Here is a 15,927-nt window from a genome sequence, read left to right as displayed (position 1 = left end):
CCGGCAATGCCGGGAGAATTATTCAATGGGCAGAGAGGTGGTGTACTTAATCTGTTCCATCGCAAAACTGGAGGTGACGTCTGACAGTCCTGGGACGCTATTGACCAGACGTTTATAGAAGTCGTCATACCGCTTCATGTCGGCCACCTGAACTCGCATCAGATAGTCGTATTCCCCCGCCATCCGCCAGAAGCCAAGCACTTCCGGCATCTCAGAGACGACGGTCACGAACCGACAGTACCATTCACTGCTGTGGTGCTGCGTTTTTATCAACACAAAAGCGGTTAACCCCAGCCCCAGTTTTTCCGGGTCCAGCAGCGCGACCCTGCCAAGCAGGATACCGTCATCTTCCAGGCGTTTAAGCCGCTTCCAGCAAGGCGTTGTCGTCAGATTAACGGCATCCGCCAGCGCCTGCAAAGAGAGGGTACAGTCCTGCTGCAATAAGCAAAGCAGTTTACGGTCAATTTTATCTAACATACCCACTCCATAGAGAATATTTTTCTCCTTACATTGTAATTTAAAGGCCAAATAGCAACAATTTTTTCCGTACTTTTCGCTACTCTTGGCACCAAATGATAAATGGATATTAATGATGAGTAGCAATTGGGTTAAAAATGCCATTAATGAAATTAACGCTGACCACCAGCGCTCGGCGGATACGCATCTTATTCGTTTGCCCCTGTCGGCATTTCCAGGTATCCAGCTTTACCTGAAAGACGAAAGCACGCATCCCACCGGTAGCCTCAAGCATCGTCTGGCGCGCTCGCTGTTCCTTTATGGGCTGTGCAATGGCTGGATTAAAGAAGGCACTCCGATTATTGAAGCGTCATCAGGCTCAACGGCGATTTCCGAAGCCTGGTTCGCGCGTTTACTGGGACTGCCGTTCATCGCCGTCATGCCCGCCTGTACCGCAAAACGTAAAATCGAACAGATTCAATTTTACGGCGGCCACTGTCATTTTGTGGAGAGCGCCTGCGAAATTTATGCCGCCTCCGAGCGGCTGGCGCATGAACTGAACGGTCACTATATGGACCAGTTTACCTACGCAGAACGAGCTACCGACTGGCGGGGCAACAATAATATTGCCGACAGTATTTTCCGCCAGATGCGCAACGAACCCCATCCGGTACCGCGATTTATCGTCATGAGCGCCGGAACGGGCGGAACCTCTGCGACGATTGGGCGCTATATTCGCTGCCAGGGCTATGATACTCAGCTCATGGTGGTGGATCCGGAAAATTCCGTCTTTTTACCTTACTGGCAGGATCGCGACGCTTCATTACGCAGCCCGGTGGGCAGTAAAATTGAAGGAATTGGTCGTCCGCGAGTAGAGCCTTCTTTTATTCCGGATGTCGTGGATGAGATGCTGCGCGTGCCGGACGCCGCCAGCGTTGCCACCGCACACTGGCTGGAAACGCAGCTGGGCCGTAAAGTCGGCGCCTCTACCGGCACGAATATGTGGGGAGCGCTGCAGCTTGCGGCCCGGATGCGCGAGGCTGGAGAAACCGGCGCTATCGTGACGTTATTGTGCGATAGCGGCGATCGCTATCTGGATACCTATTACCATCCGTCCTGGGTTAGCGACCATATCGGCGATTTGACGCCGTGGTCAGCGGCCATCGAAAAATTACTTACCGGCGACTAGAAACAAAAAAAAGCCAGACTGAATGTCTGGCTTGCTGGAAGAGATCTCTCATTCGGGGGAATAAGGTAGATGCGGATTGTCCAGCCAATGCGTCAAAAAGTGTGATACCGCTTGATTACCACAATGTCCGATAACCGAAAGGTGTGGCAGCGCGGCGATAAGCTGCGGCATGGCATTGCCCATAATGAGCCCCCGCCCGACGCTGCCCAGCATTTCCCGATCGTTCATCGCGTCGCCAAACGCCATGCAATCTGCCAGTGAAAGCCCTAAATGGTTGCTCAATACCGCCAGCGCCGATCCTTTATTGCACCCCAGCGGTAGCACTTCCAGGCAGTCGACGGCAGAGAAACAGAGATGAGCGCGTTCTTCCAGCGCCTCATTGAGCTGAATGCGCAAACGGATCAGATCGTCATGATCGCCGCAAAAACAGATCTTCGTCACCTGATGGGCCGGAATGCTTTTTATATCGATAACCTGATAACGAAAGCCGCTGTAGACGTGCGCCTGGAGTAGCGCGGGGATCTCCTGGCCTGTAAACCAGCCGTTGTCATTAAACACATGCATACTGGCTCGGGTATCCCAGGCATGGTGCATCACCGTATCGGCAACCTGAGGATCGAGATCCTGACGATGCAGCACGTCGCCTTCCAGCGAGTGAATTCGCGTCCCGTTACCGGTAATAAGATAAGCATCCAGTGAAAGCGTCCCCAGAATATGCCGCATCTCCAGCACATGACGACCCGTAGCGAATGTCAGGGTGATATCGCGTTCGCGCAGACGCGCCAGCGTGGCGATCGTTTCTCTACCCAAATGGTGATCGGGCATTAATAACGTGCCATCCATATCAAATGCTGCCAGACGGGCCATCTCTTTCTCCACACTGTGACGCGGTTAACTTGTTGTTCAGTATTACCTGAGATATACGGAAGTAATAGTGAACAGATAAAAGGAAGTGTTCCGGGTTTCTATGAGGCTACTGAATCGGCTTAATCAATATCAACGCCTCTGGCAGCCTTCCGCCGGGGAAACGCAACATGTCACCGTTAGCGAACTGGCCGAACGCTGTTTTTGTAGCGAGCGCCATCTGCGAACGCTGCTGCGTCAGGCCCAGCAGGCAGGTTGGCTAAGATGGGAGGCGCAGTCCGGGCGCGGGAAACGTGGACGGCTCCAGTTTCTGGTCACGCCGGAATCGCTCCGCACCGCCATGATGGAACAGGCGTTGGAAAAAGGGCAGCAGCTCAACGTACTGGAACTGGCGCAGCTGGCGCCGGGCGAGTTACGGGCGATGCTCCAGCCTTTTATGGGCGGCCAATGGCAAAACGATACGCCGACATTGCGTATTCCCTACTATCGTCCGCTTGATCCGCTGCAGCCGGGTTTTCTGCCAGGACGCGCGGAACAGCATCTCGCAGGGCAAGTTTTTTCCGGGTTAACGCGCTTCGACCGCGACAGTCAATATCCTTGCGGGGATTTGGCGCATCACTGGGAGGTTTCCGCCGACGGTTTACGCTGGGATTTTTATATTCGCTCCACGCTGCACTGGCATAATGGCGATGCGGTGGATACCGCGCAGCTACACGAACGCCTGGAAAGGCTGCTTACCCTACCGGCGCTAAGCAAATTGTTTATTAGCGTCGCACGGATCGAAGTAACGCATCCTCAGTGCCTGACCTTTCTCCTTCACCGACCTGATTACTGGCTGGCGCATCGTCTGGCGAGCTATTGTAGCGGTCTGGCGCATCCTGACCTGCCGCTTATCGGCACCGGTCCTTTTCGCCTGGCGTTGTTCACGCCGGAACTGGTGCGTCTGGAAAGTCATGACCATTATCACCTCAGCCATCCGCTGCTGAAAGCGATTGAATTCTGGATCACCCCGCAACTGTTTGCCCAGGATCTGGGCACCAGTTGCCGCCATCCGGTGCAGATTGCCATCGGCAAACCGGAAGAGCTGGCGACGCTGAGTCAGGTAAGTAGTGGTATCAGTCTTGGCTTTTGTTATTTAACCCTCAAAAAGGGCTCACGGCTCAACGTACAGCAGGCGCGGCGTCTGATACATATTATCCATCATACTTCGCTGCTGAAAACCTTACCGGTAGATGAGAACTTGATTATGCCAAGTCAGGGGCTGCTACCCGGCTGGACAATCCCGCAATGGCAGGACGTTGATGAAACCCCATTGCCGAAAAAACTTACCCTGGCGTATCACCTTCCCGTAGAGCTGCATACGATGGCGGAACAGCTTCGACATTACCTGGCAACGCTCGGCTGTGAGTTAACGTTGATTTTTCATAATGCCAAAAACTGGGATAACTGCCCTGCGTTGGCGCAAGCGGATCTGATGATGGGCGACAGGCTGATCGGCGAAGCGCCGGAATATACGCTGGAGCAGTGGCTACGTTGCGATCAGATCTGGTCACATGTCCTGGACGCGCCTGCGTTTTCCCATCTGCAGGCTACGCTTGACGCTCTGCAAATTCAGCCCAATGAAAAAGATCGCCGCGCCGCGCTACAACAAGTTTTTGCCAACCTGATGGATGACGCCACACTTACGCCGCTGTTTAATTATCACTATCGCATCAGCGCCCCACCGGGCGTTAACGGCGTTCGACTCACCCCTCGCGGCTGGTTTGAATTTAGCGAAGCCTGGCTTCCGCCGCCTTCGCCGTGAAGAAGCTGGTCGGGATTATCCGTACGCGTTACCATATTGGCTTTCGTCATTGATCAGGATAACTATGAAACGCGCCGTTGTTGTATTTAGTGGAGGTCAGGACTCCACCACTTGTCTGGCGCAAGCGCGGCATCAGTATGATGAAGTGCATTGTGTCACGTTTGATTATGGTCAGCGCCACCGCGCAGAGATTGATGTCGCGCGCGCACTGGCGTTAAAACTTGGCGCACGCGCGCATAAAGTGCTGGATGTCACTTTGCTGAACGAACTGGCGGTCAGCAGCCTGACGCGGGATAGCATTCCGGTGCCGGACTATGAACCGAACGCTGACGGTATCCCCAATACTTTCGTACCGGGACGCAATATTCTCTTTCTGACGCTGGCGGCGATTTACGCTTATCAGGTCAAAGCCGAAGCGGTGATCACCGGCGTTTGCGAGACCGATTTTTCCGGCTATCCAGACTGTCGCGATGAGTTCGTCAAAGCGCTGAATCACGCGGTGAATCTGGGCATGGCGAAAGATATCCGTTTCGAAACGCCCTTAATGTGGATTGATAAAGCTGAAACCTGGGCGCTGGCCGATTATTGGGGCCAACTGGATTTGGTTCGCGAAGAGACGCTGACCTGCTATAACGGCATTAAAGGCGATGGCTGTGGTCATTGCGCGGCCTGTAATCTGCGCGCTAACGGCCTGAATCATTATCTGTCGAATAAAGCGGCGGTGATGGCGGCAATGAAGCAAAAAACCGGGTTAAGGTGATTGTTTTGCCGGATGGCGGCGCACGCGCCTTATCCGGCCTGGCGATATGCACCATGGTCAATATCGCCAGGCCGGACAAGTTCAACGCCATCAGACAGCGAGGCGTTATTGCACCATCTGTTCCAGCTTTTCACGCAATTCGCCTTCCAGCGGCAGCGCTTTTTGCGTTTTTAAATCAATACAAACAAACGTGATGAGCGCATCGGCCACCACCTGCCCTTCTGGCTCCAGCGTAATCGTCTGGCTTAATACGCCGCTTTTACCGTTAAGCTGTTGTACCTGGCTGGTCACGGTCAGTAGATCGCTCAATACCGCCGGACGACGGTAATTTATATTGATGTTTACCACCACAAAGGCAATATTGCGGGCCGTCATCCACTGAAAGCTGTCGCTGTTTTCCAGCCCATCCCAACGGGCCTCTTCCAGAAACTCCAGATAGCGGGCATTATTAACATGTTGATAAACATCAAGATGATATCCACGAACTTTGATTTGTGTTTGCATAGCGCAATAACCTTACGTTGTTGTTATAAGTAAACGACAAGTACAGAGGTCATAACTGGTATGACCTCTACAGTCTGGCAAATTTTGGCCACTGTGCAAGTGATTACAATGTTAAAACTGCCAGATTACGCTCCACCAGCGCGCTTCCCATTCCCGGCACCTGCTTTAAATCATCCACCGTTTTAAAAGGACCATACTCCTCCCGATAGCTCACAATAGCCTGCGCTTTTTTCAGCCCAACGCCGTTCATCACCCGCGCCAGATCCTCCGCAGACGCGGTATTAATGCTCACCCTGGTACCTTCATCATCGCTGGCTTTAGCAGGTAATGCCGCTTTGGCGGAGGATGAAGAAGGCGTATCCGCTTTTGTTTCCACCGCTGCATTTTTTGCGACAGGCGTCGCCGCCAGCGCGCTATGGGCCATGCCCGCGCAGGTTAAAGAAAGTGTAATAAGCAGTGCTTTAATTCCGTGTTTCATACTGTTTTCTCCTTGTTTGTTAACAGTGCAGCCACGATAGCGGGGCGGAGAAAAACGAACAAACGGCAATTCTCAGAAATGGAAAAGGCCGCGAAAGCGGCCTTTGTGGGATACAACGTTTTGCAATTTTTTGCGAAGCGCCTCGACGATTACTGCTGTTCCAGAGCGTCGCCGATTTTGATTTTCGCCTCTTTACGCAGATTGCTCATCAGCGCCTCAAAGACAATTTGCGCATTGTTCTGCGTGATGCCCTGCACCATCGCTTTTTTCTGCGCTTCCGGCATGGCGCCCGCTTTCACCTCGTCAAACGCCAGCAGAACGACGTTACCCTGCATATCGTTCGCCACGCCATAAACTGGCTTATCTTTCGTCGGAAGGCTTAACGCAAAGGCCGCCTGACTCACCGGATCCTGACTGGTACGACTTAACGTTTTAGGCTCGCCAAAACTCAGACCCGCCGCTTTCATCGCTTCCGCGCCTTTGCCCGCTTTCAGCTCGACCAGCAGTTTTTCCGCATCCAGCTTCGCCTGTTGTTCCGCTTTGTTATGCTTCACCAGGGCAGTGACCTGTTCTTTCACTTCTGCCAACGGCTTCACGGCTTCAGGTTTATGTTCGCTCACGCGCACGACAAAAGCCCGGTCGCCATCCACGGTGATAATGTCTGAATTCGGCCCCGGCGTACCGTTTTCGCCCACCAGACCGCCATTAAAGATAGCATCGGCTACCGGTTTGAAGTTCAGCTCTTCCGGTAAGGTGTCACGGCTAAACCAGCCGGTTTCAACCGCTTTTACGCCAGCGACCTGTTCAGCGCCTGCTAACGACTCATTGTCGTTGCTTGCCGCATCGCTCACCTTCTGCTGCAACGCATAGTAAGCATCCAGCGCTTTTTCTTGTTTCACTTTCGCGGCAATGTCGTCGCGAACCTCGCTTAACGGTTTCACTTTGGCAGGCTGAATATCATCCAGACGCGCCACCAGAAAACCGACAGACGACTTAATCACGCCAGATATCTGACCTTTTTCTTTTAATCCGGCGTTTTTCAGTTCCGGCACCGTGGCAGACTCTTCCAGCCAGCCCATATCGCCGCCATTACGCGCAGAGATGATATCGGTGGATTTCTCTTTCGCCAGCGTGGCGAAATCTTCGCCCTTGTTCAGCGCATCCAGTACCGCTTTCGCATCATCTTCCGTTTTGGTCTGAATAATGCTGTAACGAATGCGCTCCGGCTGAGTAAACTGATCTACATGCTGGTCATAATAGGCCTGAATATCCGCATCGCTGACCGGTGCCTGCATCGTCGCGGCATCCAGCTTGATATAGCTTACGCGGAACTGTTCCGGCGTCATAAAGCGGGCTTTATTCTGATCGTAGTAGCTGGACACTTCCTGATCGGTCACCTGCTGCTTCGCCGCCAGCGCGTTGACATCAATAACGGCTTCACGCACCACGCGCTGTTGAGAGACTAATGCCGCCAGTTCGTCGGTTTCCCCTTTCAGCATAAAATCAGTACCGGCCACGCCGTTGATCAGTTGCTGAGTGGTAAGCTGGTTACGCAGCGCCTGAGCGTACTGATCGGCGGTCATTCCCATCTGATTCACAATCGCGTTATAGCGGTTGTTGTCAAACTTACCGTCCACCTGAAAAGCGGGAGTGGCGAAAATCGCCTGCTTTACCTGCTCATCGCTGATGCCCAGTTTCAGTTCGCGGGAATATTGATCCAACAGCGCTTCGTCTATCAGACGATTCAGCACCTGCTGGCGCAGGCTTTTCATATAACCTTCGTTGGCCGCCAGTTCAGAATACCTGTCGCCCAACTGCTGCTGCATACGGTTACGTTCGTTATTAAACGCATTCTCAAACTGTGCCCGGCTGATTTCCTGGCCATTCACTTTTGCGGCGTAGTTATTGCTTCCGCCAATCAGGTAACCACTAACGCCGGTCAAAATGAACGACACGATAATGATAACGAAAATAATCTTGAGCACGAGACTGTTTGCAGCCGTGCGTAAGCTGTCCATCATGGTGTAACCACACTCCGCTGTAGGTGACTTTACACTTTATCTTTCAGGCGGCTTCTCTGCTGGCTACCGAGTGATTCGCTCAGTTGCCGCGTCGACGCAACCTGAATGATTTGCGTATATAGACTTCACGCGCATCGCATTTTCTGAACGCGGCGCGCAAAAGCCTATTGTGACAAGAAACGAGGGCAATTGTCAGCCCGCAACGCGCAGAAAGTCCCGAATCGTCAATAAAAAAGGCACATCAGTTGATGCGCCCTTGTACTTTGTCACATCCCCCGAGGGGATCACGCTTAGTTTACCGCGTCTTTCAGCGCTTTACCTGCACGGAAACTAGGCACTTTGGCAGCGGCGATGGTGATCTCTTTACCTGTTTGCGGGTTGCGACCAGTACGGGCAGCACGCTCTTTAACAGCAAAAGTACCAAAGCCTACCAGTGCAACGTCATCCCCTTCTTTCAGAGATTCGGTAACAGAAGCAATAATCGCATCTAACGCACGTCCAGCCGCAGCCTTAGAGATATCAGCCCCTGCAGCAATTTTTTCGATCAGTTGAGATTTATTCACTCTTCTCTTCCTCTTTATAATTTATATCGCACCTGAATCCTTCGAAGTACGACCGCGCAGCAGTTATATCAGGCCTGCCACGCCCTTACAACACCCGTTAATGGTGGCAGACCCAATCAACCATCTAAATTAGCTATACAAAAAAAGGCTGGCAAGTCCGAAATAGCCTGCCAGCCCTGTTTTTATTAGCGCTATTTGCGCGAGGTCACTATTTTGCGGTTACAACCTGCATTCCAGACGGTTCGTTTTGCAGAGCAAGCGTCAGAACTTCCTCAATGCGCTTCACAGGATGAATATCCAGATCGGCAATCACGTTGTCCGGAATTTCCTCCAGGTCACGTTTATTTTCGAATGGAATTAAGACCGTTTTAATCCCGCCGCGATGCGCCGCCAACAGTTTTTCTTTCAGGCCGCCGATCGGCAACACCTGACCGCGCAGGGTGATCTCACCGGTCATTGCCACATCTGCGCGCACCGGATTACCGGTCAGGCAGGAAACCAGCGCGGTACACATCGCGATACCGGCACTTGGACCGTCTTTCGGCGTTGCGCCTTCCGGCACGTGAACGTGGATATCGCGTTTTTCGTAAAAGTCCGGATTAATACCCAGTTTTTCCGCGCGCGCGCGCACCACGGTCAGCGCCGCCTGAATAGATTCCTGCATCACTTCACCGAGCGAACCGGTGTAGGTCAACTTGCCTTTGCCCGGTACGCAGGCGGTTTCGATGGTCAACAGATCGCCGCCCACTTCCGTCCACGCCAGGCCCGTCACCTGACCTACGCGGTTTTCGCTATCCGCGCGGCCATAATCAAAGCGCTGCACACCGAGGTAGTCGTGCAGATTATCGCCGTTAATTTCGATATGTTTTAACGATTTATCTAGCAACAGTTGTTTAACCGCTTTGCGGCACAGTTTGGAGATTTCACGCTCCAGACTACGCACGCCCGCTTCACGCGTGTAATAGCGGATAATACCGATAATCGCGCTATCGTCGACCGTCAGTTCTCCTTTCTTCAGCGCGTTACGCTCGATCTGCTTCGGCAGCAGGTGACGTTTAGCAATATTCAGCTTCTCATCTTCGGTATAACCGGACAGACGGATCACTTCCATACGATCCAGCAGCGGCGCCGGAATGTTCATGGAGTTGGAGGTGGCGACGAACATCACATCGCTGAGATCGTAATCCACTTCCAGGTAATGATCGCTGAACGCCACGTTCTGCTCCGGATCCAGCACTTCCAGCAGTGCGGAAGCCGGATCGCCGCGCATGTCAGAAGACATTTTGTCGATCTCATCGAGCAGGAACAGTGGGTTTTTAACCCCCACTTTGGCCATTTTTTGGATCAGTTTACCCGGCATAGAGCCAATGTAAGTCCGGCGATGACCGCGGATTTCCGCTTCATCACGCACGCCGCCCAGCGCCATACGGATGTATTTACGCCCTGTTGCTTTAGCGATGGACTGGCCCAACGAGGTTTTACCTACCCCCGGCGGCCCCACCAGACACAGGATCGGCCCCTTGATTTTATTTACACGGCTTTGAACCGCGAGATACTCAAGGATGCGGTCTTTCACGCGCTCCAGACCATAATGGTCAGTATCGAGGATTTCCTGCGCCTGACGCAGGTCTTTTTTGACCTTGCTACGCGCATTCCACGGCACCTGCACCATCCAGTCGATGTAGCCGCGCACCACGGTCGCTTCCGCCGACATCGGAGACATCATTTTCAGCTTCTGCAGTTCCGCTTCCGCTTTCTCTTTCGCCTCTTTCGGCATTTTCGCCGCGTCGATTTTACGCTTCAGCGCTTCGTTTTCGTCCGGCGCGTCGTCCATCTCGCCAAGTTCTTTCTGAATCGCTTTCATTTGCTCGTTCAGATAGTACTCGCGCTGGGATTTCTCCATCTGCTTTTTCACGCGGTTGCGAATGCGTTTCTCAACCTGCAGCAGATCGATTTCAGATTCCATCATCGCCATCAGATATTCCAAACGTTCGTTAACGTCGGACATCTCCAGTACGGACTGTTTATCCGCCAGTTTCAGCGGCATATGCGCGGCAATGGTGTCAGCCAGACGTGCAGGGTCGTCAATGCTATTGAGTGACGTCAGCACTTCCGGCGGAATTTTTTTGTTCAGCTTGATGTAGCCTTCGAACTGGCTGATAGCGGTACGCACCAGCACTTCTTGTTCTCGCTCATCAATGGCTGGCGAATCAAGGTACTCCGCCTTCGCGGAGAAATGTTCGCCGTTGTCAGACAGCGCGGAAATACGCGCGCGCTGTAACCCCTCGACCAGCACTTTTACGGTGCCGTCAGGCAGTTTCAACATCTGCAAAATAGAGGCCACGGTCCCGACGGTGAAAAGATCGTTTACACCCGGCTCATCCGTTGATGCTTCCTTCTGGGCGACCAGCATGATTTTTTTATCATGGTCCATAGCCGCTTCCAGACAACGGATAGATTTTTCCCGCCCTACAAATAAGGGTATGACCATGTGCGGATAAACCACCACATCGCGCAAGGGCAATACGGGGATTTCAATGCGTTCAGAACGCTCAGGATTCATAGAGCTCTCTCTTAGTTTAGTGTCCGCCAGGTAATCAGATAGTATAGCTGTGCTCCATACCACCTATAACATGTACGTCAGTATATGGGGATGTTTCCCACACATTCAACGGCGTGTTTACAGGAAAAACGAAAGGGGAGATAAAATCCCCCCTTTTTTGGCTAACTGATTGTATGAATGTTTAATTATTCGCCAGAAGCCTGCGCTTCCGGTTTGCCGTAAATCAGCAACGGCTTACTCTGACCGGCAATAACGGACTCGTCGATCACCACTTTTTCGACGTCTTCCATAGATGGCAAATCGTACATGGTATCCAGCAGCGCCGCTTCGACGATAGAACGCAGACCACGGGCACCGGTTTTACGCGCCATTGCTTTCCTGGCGATAGCGTCCAGCGCTTCGTCACGGAATTCCAGATCGACGCCTTCCAGGTTAAACAGCGCCTGATACTGCTTGGTCAGCGCATTTTTCGGCTCTTTCAGGATTTGAATCAGCGCTTCTTCGCTGAGTTCGTTCAGCGTCGCTACCACTGGCAGACGACCGATAAACTCAGGAATCAGACCAAATTTGATCAAATCTTCCGGTTCAACCTGCGACAACAGCTCGCCTTCGCTGGCTTTGTCGGACTTCGCTTTCACCGTCGCGCCAAAACCAATGCCGGAGCCGGTTTCAACACGGTTAGCGATCACTTTATCCAGACCGGCAAACGCGCCGCCGCAGATAAACAGAATCTTAGAGGTATCTACCTGTAAGAACTCCTGCTGCGGATGTTTGCGACCGCCCTGCGGTGGAACCGCGGCGACAGTGCCTTCGATCAGTTTCAGCAACGCCTGCTGTACGCCTTCGCCGGAAACATCGCGGGTAATGGACGGATTGTCTGATTTACGCGAAATCTTATCGATTTCATCAATGTAGACAATCCCACGCTGCGCTTTTTGCACGTCGTAGTCGCATTTCTGCAACAGTTTCTGAATGATATTCTCGACGTCTTCACCCACGTAACCCGCTTCGGTCAGCGTGGTCGCATCCGCCATAGTGAACGGCACATCCAGCAAGCGCGCCAGCGTTTCCGCCAGCAGCGTTTTACCGGAACCGGTCGGTCCAATCAGCAGAATGTTGCTTTTGCCTAACTCGACGCCATTGCTGGTATCGCCGTTACGCAGACGCTTGTAGTGGTTATAGACCGCCACCGCCAGCACTTTTTTCGCCTGCTCCTGGCCGATAACGTAATCGTCCAGGTGAGTACGAATTTCATGCGGCGTCGGCAGCGCACTACGTTCACGGTGCGGAGCAACTTCTTTAATTTCTTCGCGAATAATGTCGTTACATAAATCGACGCATTCGTCGCAGATATACACGGATGGACCGGCAATCAGCTTGCGCACTTCATGCTGGCTTTTGCCGCAAAAAGAGCAGTACAACAATTTGCCCGAGCCATCTTTGCGTTTATCTGTCATGAGTCAAAACCTCTTCTTTGTTCTTTGTGCCGCACACGACGACGCAAATGCCATTCTCAGGCGCAAGCCGCTAATCAGCGTTGTGCCGCCCTTCATTAGTATATACACAAAATCATTCGAGCTACATCAAGGCGGCAACTCAGCGACTCCGCAGCGCTTACATAAGTAAGTCACCGGGAGGCGCGCTGGCAGCCAACACCGAGGTAGCGTGAAGGATGAAGTGTATAGCGGCACACTTGCGTCCAGGGCATCAATTACGATGGGTCAAAATTGAGTCAACCAAACCGTACTCTACCGCTTCAGGCGCGGAGAGGAAGCGATCGCGCTCAGTATCACGTTCAATCTGCTCAAGAGATTGACCCGTATGATGCGCCATAAGTTCATTCATGCGCCCTTTTACTTTCAAAATTTCGCGGGCGTGAATTTCAATATCCGTCGCCTGGCCCTGGCAGCCGCCCAGCGGCTGGTGGATCATGACGCGAGAGTTCGGCAAGCAGAAACGTTTGCCTTTCGCCCCGGCAGTCAGCAAAAACGCCCCCATAGAGGCCGCCTGTCCCATACAAATGGTGCTGACGTCTGGCTTAATAAACTGCATGGTGTCATAGATAGACATCCCCGCAGTAATTACGCCGCCAGGAGAATTAATGTACAGATAGATATCTTTTTCCGGGTTTTCCGCTTCCAGGAACAGCATCTGCGCCACGATCAAGTTAGCCATATGGTCTTCGACCTGGCCGGTCAGAAATATGACGCGTTCCTTAAGTAGACGAGAATAGATATCAAAAGAGCGCTCACCGCGTGAGGTCTGTTCAATGACCATCGGCACCAGCGCCATATGAGGGGCCAAATTATCTCGTTCTCCGCTGTATGACATTTCCGTCTCCTGGATAAAAATTGAAAAAATCTGCTGTACTGATTGTAACCTGATGGACGGATTATCAGCCAGTCCCTCTGTAATGGGTACGGCATCGCCATAATTCAAGCATAACAATCTTTTGCTCTAACGCTAACACTGAAACGCAGTTTTCGCACCCTTACCATGCAAAATGCGTGACAAAAAAAACCCGTCACTGAAAGGTGACGGGTTTTTGTGCAAATTTCGTGCTTTTAATGCGAAAAATTACGCTTGCTGGTTCATCAGCTCATTGAAGGAAGTGGCTTTTTCAGACACTTTCGCTTTTGCCAGAACAGCTTCAACAGCCTGTTCTTCCAGAGCGACGTTACGCATATTGTCCATCAGCTCTTTATTTTTGCTGTAGAACTCAATCACTTCTTTCGGATCTTCGTAAGCAGACGCCATCTCTTCGATCAGGCCTTTAACGCGTTCTTCGTCCGCTTTCAGCTCGTTGGTACGAATGACTTCGCCGAGCAGCAGACCGACAACTACACGACGCTTAGCCTGTTCTTCGAACAGTTCGCGCGGCAGCTCCAGAGCCTGTTTCTCGTTACCACCAAAACGCTGCGCAGCCTGACGACGCAGAACGTCGATTTCGCTGTCGATCAGCGCAGCCGGTACGTCGATGTCGTTAGCTTTTACCAGACCTTCGATCGCCTGAGACTTAACGCGGTTACGCACCGCGCCTTTCAGCTCGCGCTCCATGTTTTTACGTACTTCAGCGCGCAGACCGGCTACGGAACCATCTTCAACGCCGAAACGTTTGATGAATTCTTCGGTCAGTTCCGGCAGTTCGCGTTCTTCAACTTTCTTCAGGTTGATAACGAACTTAGCCGCTTTACCTTTCAGGTTTTCAGCGTGGTACTCTTCCGGGAAGGTCACATCGATAGTGAACTCTTCGCCAGCTTTGTGGCCTTTAACGCCGTCTTCAAAGCCCGGAATCATACGACCCTGGCCCATCGCCAGAACGAAATCGGTCGCTTTGCCGCCTTCGAACTCTTCGCCGTCTACAGAGCCGGTGAAGTCGATGGTCACGCGGTCTTCCGCATCAGCAGCGCCGTCTTTTTCTTTCCAGGTCGCCTGCTGCTTACGCAGGGTGTCCAGCATCACATCAACGTCAGCGTCGGTGACTTCAACAACCGGTTTTTCAACTTCGATGGACTCGAGGCCAGTCAGCTCAACTTCCGGATAGACTTCAAACTCGACGGAGTAAGTGAAGTCTTCACCCACTTTGTATTCGCCCGGAACATAGTTCGGCGCGCCTGCCGGGTTAATTTTTTCTTTGATGATCGCGTCAACGAAGTTGCGGCTCATCAGATCGCCCAGCACGTCCTGGCGAACAGAAGCGCCATAACGCTGAGCGACGATATTCATCGGTACTTTGCCTTTACGGAAGCCGTCAATACGTACTTTTTTCGCTACGTTGACCAGCTCGCTTTTTACAGCGGTCTCGATGCTGTCAGCAGCGATTGTAATCGTTACACGGCGGCCAAGGCCCTGAGTGGTTTCAACTGAAACTTGCATCTTGTTACCTCAAAAAATCACAGTGCTCGGTCAACTCTACTCCGCAAGCACGTGCTATTTGCTTCGCGGAACCGGGATGTTCTCATAATCAATCACATTCCCTGTCGTCAGAATCATCCCGAAGACGTTCATATATAAGACGGCGCATTATAGCGGCATCACTTTTGTGAGTCGAGAACGGTGATTGTGCGATGCTGCGGCGGTTTTCACAATTCTCGGCTAATTTTTGTCTGAATACTGTACGATACGCTCAAAATTCAGACAAAACAAAACGGCCCGCAGGCCGTTTTCACATAATTCTGTAGCAACATACTGGAAAAGCGGAGGTAGTTGCAAATCCGTTTTGCTACGCGATGCTTCCCGCGCCGCGACAAGGAGGCGACGCGAAGATAGTATCCTGCAACCCTTCCCACTCTTTGAGGGTATAAGTATGCAGTGCCAGCGCATGTACGGTTGTGGAGAGTTCCGCCGTTAACGTACCGTAAATCATCCGATGACGATTAAGAAAACGTTCGCCTGTAAAGCGATCGCTCACCAGCACGACCTTAAAATGGCTTTCCGATCCTGCAGGAACATTGTGACGATAGCTTTCATCCACAACTTCGAGAAACACGGGGTCGAACGCTGTCCTTAATTTTTCTTCTATTTGCTCACGTATCATCATGAAAATCTCCTCCGACAACGCTGTGATGTCACCCATCCCTTTAAATACTAGCCGCTTTTACCGTTTCCATTACAGCATGACAACAAAAATTTAGCTTTCGTCTGATTATTTCAGCCAAACGTATGAAGTTTACTGCCTTAATCATTCTTTTAGCGCTCAAAATCCCCGCTCGCGCTGTTATCAAT

Annotated in this window: 14 protein-coding genes; 3 read left to right on the top strand and 11 right to left on the bottom strand. The window is 52.1% G+C overall.

Going from position 1 to position 15,927, the window contains the following annotated elements; all coding sequences use genetic code 11:
• Positions 1–18: 18 nt before the first annotated feature.
• On the bottom strand, positions 19–477 hold the full coding sequence (gene decR, locus NAZ64_RS07905) for a DNA-binding transcriptional regulator DecR (protein WP_000884593.1): 459 nt from the start codon (positions 475–477) through the stop codon (positions 19–21).
• Between the two features lie 112 nt (positions 478–589).
• Between decR and cdsH the strand changes: the two genes are divergently transcribed.
• Complete coding sequence (cdsH, locus tag NAZ64_RS07900) at positions 590–1,645, top strand: cysteine desulfhydrase (RefSeq protein ID WP_000987851.1); 1,056 nt, start codon at positions 590–592, stop codon at positions 1,643–1,645.
• Between the two features lie 48 nt (positions 1,646–1,693).
• On the opposite strand, the gene cof is transcribed toward cdsH, so the two are convergent.
• A complete protein-coding gene (gene cof / locus NAZ64_RS07895) occupies positions 1,694–2,512 on the bottom strand; it encodes an HMP-PP phosphatase (protein ID WP_000113030.1) in 819 nt (272 codons plus the stop codon).
• Between the two features lie 100 nt (positions 2,513–2,612).
• Here cof and NAZ64_RS07890 point away from each other — a divergent pair, with 100 nt between their 5' ends.
• Together NAZ64_RS07890 and queC are read left to right on the top strand one after the other, a co-directional pair.
• Entirely contained in the window at positions 2,613–4,313 is a 1,701-nt protein-coding gene (locus NAZ64_RS07890) for an SgrR family transcriptional regulator (RefSeq protein WP_001238163.1), read from the top strand.
• A 64-nt stretch (positions 4,314–4,377) separates the two neighbouring features.
• Entirely contained in the window at positions 4,378–5,073 is a 696-nt protein-coding gene (queC, locus tag NAZ64_RS07885) for a 7-cyano-7-deazaguanine synthase QueC (protein WP_000817201.1), read from the top strand.
• Positions 5,074–5,178: 105 nt separating this feature from the next.
• Here the strand turns inward: queC and fadM are convergent, their stop codons facing one another.
• From fadM to bolA, 9 genes are all read right to left on the bottom strand, one after another.
• Complete coding sequence (gene fadM / locus NAZ64_RS07880; protein WP_001194543.1) at positions 5,179–5,577, bottom strand: long-chain acyl-CoA thioesterase FadM; 399 nt, start codon at positions 5,575–5,577, stop codon at positions 5,179–5,181.
• A 103-nt stretch (positions 5,578–5,680) separates the two neighbouring features.
• A complete protein-coding gene (locus NAZ64_RS07875) occupies positions 5,681–6,055 on the bottom strand; it encodes a helix-hairpin-helix domain-containing protein (RefSeq protein ID WP_000680322.1) in 375 nt (124 codons plus the stop codon).
• A gap of 149 nt (positions 6,056–6,204) precedes the next feature.
• Complete coding sequence (gene ppiD / locus NAZ64_RS07870; protein WP_000969425.1) at positions 6,205–8,076, bottom strand: peptidylprolyl isomerase; 1,872 nt, start codon at positions 8,074–8,076, stop codon at positions 6,205–6,207.
• 290 nt (positions 8,077–8,366) lie between these two features.
• The gene (gene hupB / locus NAZ64_RS07865) at positions 8,367–8,657 is read right to left on the bottom strand and encodes a nucleoid-associated protein HU-beta (protein ID WP_254888479.1); all 291 of its coding nucleotides are present in this window, start codon (positions 8,655–8,657) and stop codon (positions 8,367–8,369) included.
• A gap of 190 nt (positions 8,658–8,847) precedes the next feature.
• Positions 8,848–11,202 carry an endopeptidase La gene (lon, locus tag NAZ64_RS07860; protein WP_001067723.1) on the bottom strand — a complete coding sequence of 785 codons (2,355 nt, stop codon included), beginning with the start codon at positions 11,200–11,202 and terminating at the stop codon, positions 8,848–8,850.
• Positions 11,203–11,387: 185 nt separating this feature from the next.
• A complete protein-coding gene (gene clpX, locus NAZ64_RS07855; RefSeq protein ID WP_000130314.1) occupies positions 11,388–12,659 on the bottom strand; it encodes an ATP-dependent protease ATP-binding subunit ClpX in 1,272 nt (423 codons plus the stop codon).
• A 250-nt stretch (positions 12,660–12,909) separates the two neighbouring features.
• The gene (gene clpP / locus NAZ64_RS07850; RefSeq protein ID WP_483640903.1) at positions 12,910–13,533 is read right to left on the bottom strand and encodes an ATP-dependent Clp endopeptidase proteolytic subunit ClpP; all 624 of its coding nucleotides are present in this window, start codon (positions 13,531–13,533) and stop codon (positions 12,910–12,912) included.
• Between the two features lie 246 nt (positions 13,534–13,779).
• Positions 13,780–15,078 carry a trigger factor gene (gene tig, locus NAZ64_RS07845; protein WP_001198403.1) on the bottom strand — a complete coding sequence of 433 codons (1,299 nt, stop codon included), beginning with the start codon at positions 15,076–15,078 and terminating at the stop codon, positions 13,780–13,782.
• A 346-nt stretch (positions 15,079–15,424) separates the two neighbouring features.
• Positions 15,425–15,742 carry a transcriptional regulator BolA gene (gene bolA, locus NAZ64_RS07840; RefSeq protein WP_000973433.1) on the bottom strand — a complete coding sequence of 106 codons (318 nt, stop codon included), beginning with the start codon at positions 15,740–15,742 and terminating at the stop codon, positions 15,425–15,427.
• Positions 15,743–15,927 lie beyond the last annotated feature (185 nt).

This window comes from Salmonella sp. A1325 (assembly GCF_056991255.1).
This window is presented reverse-complemented; position numbering and strand designations above follow the sequence as displayed.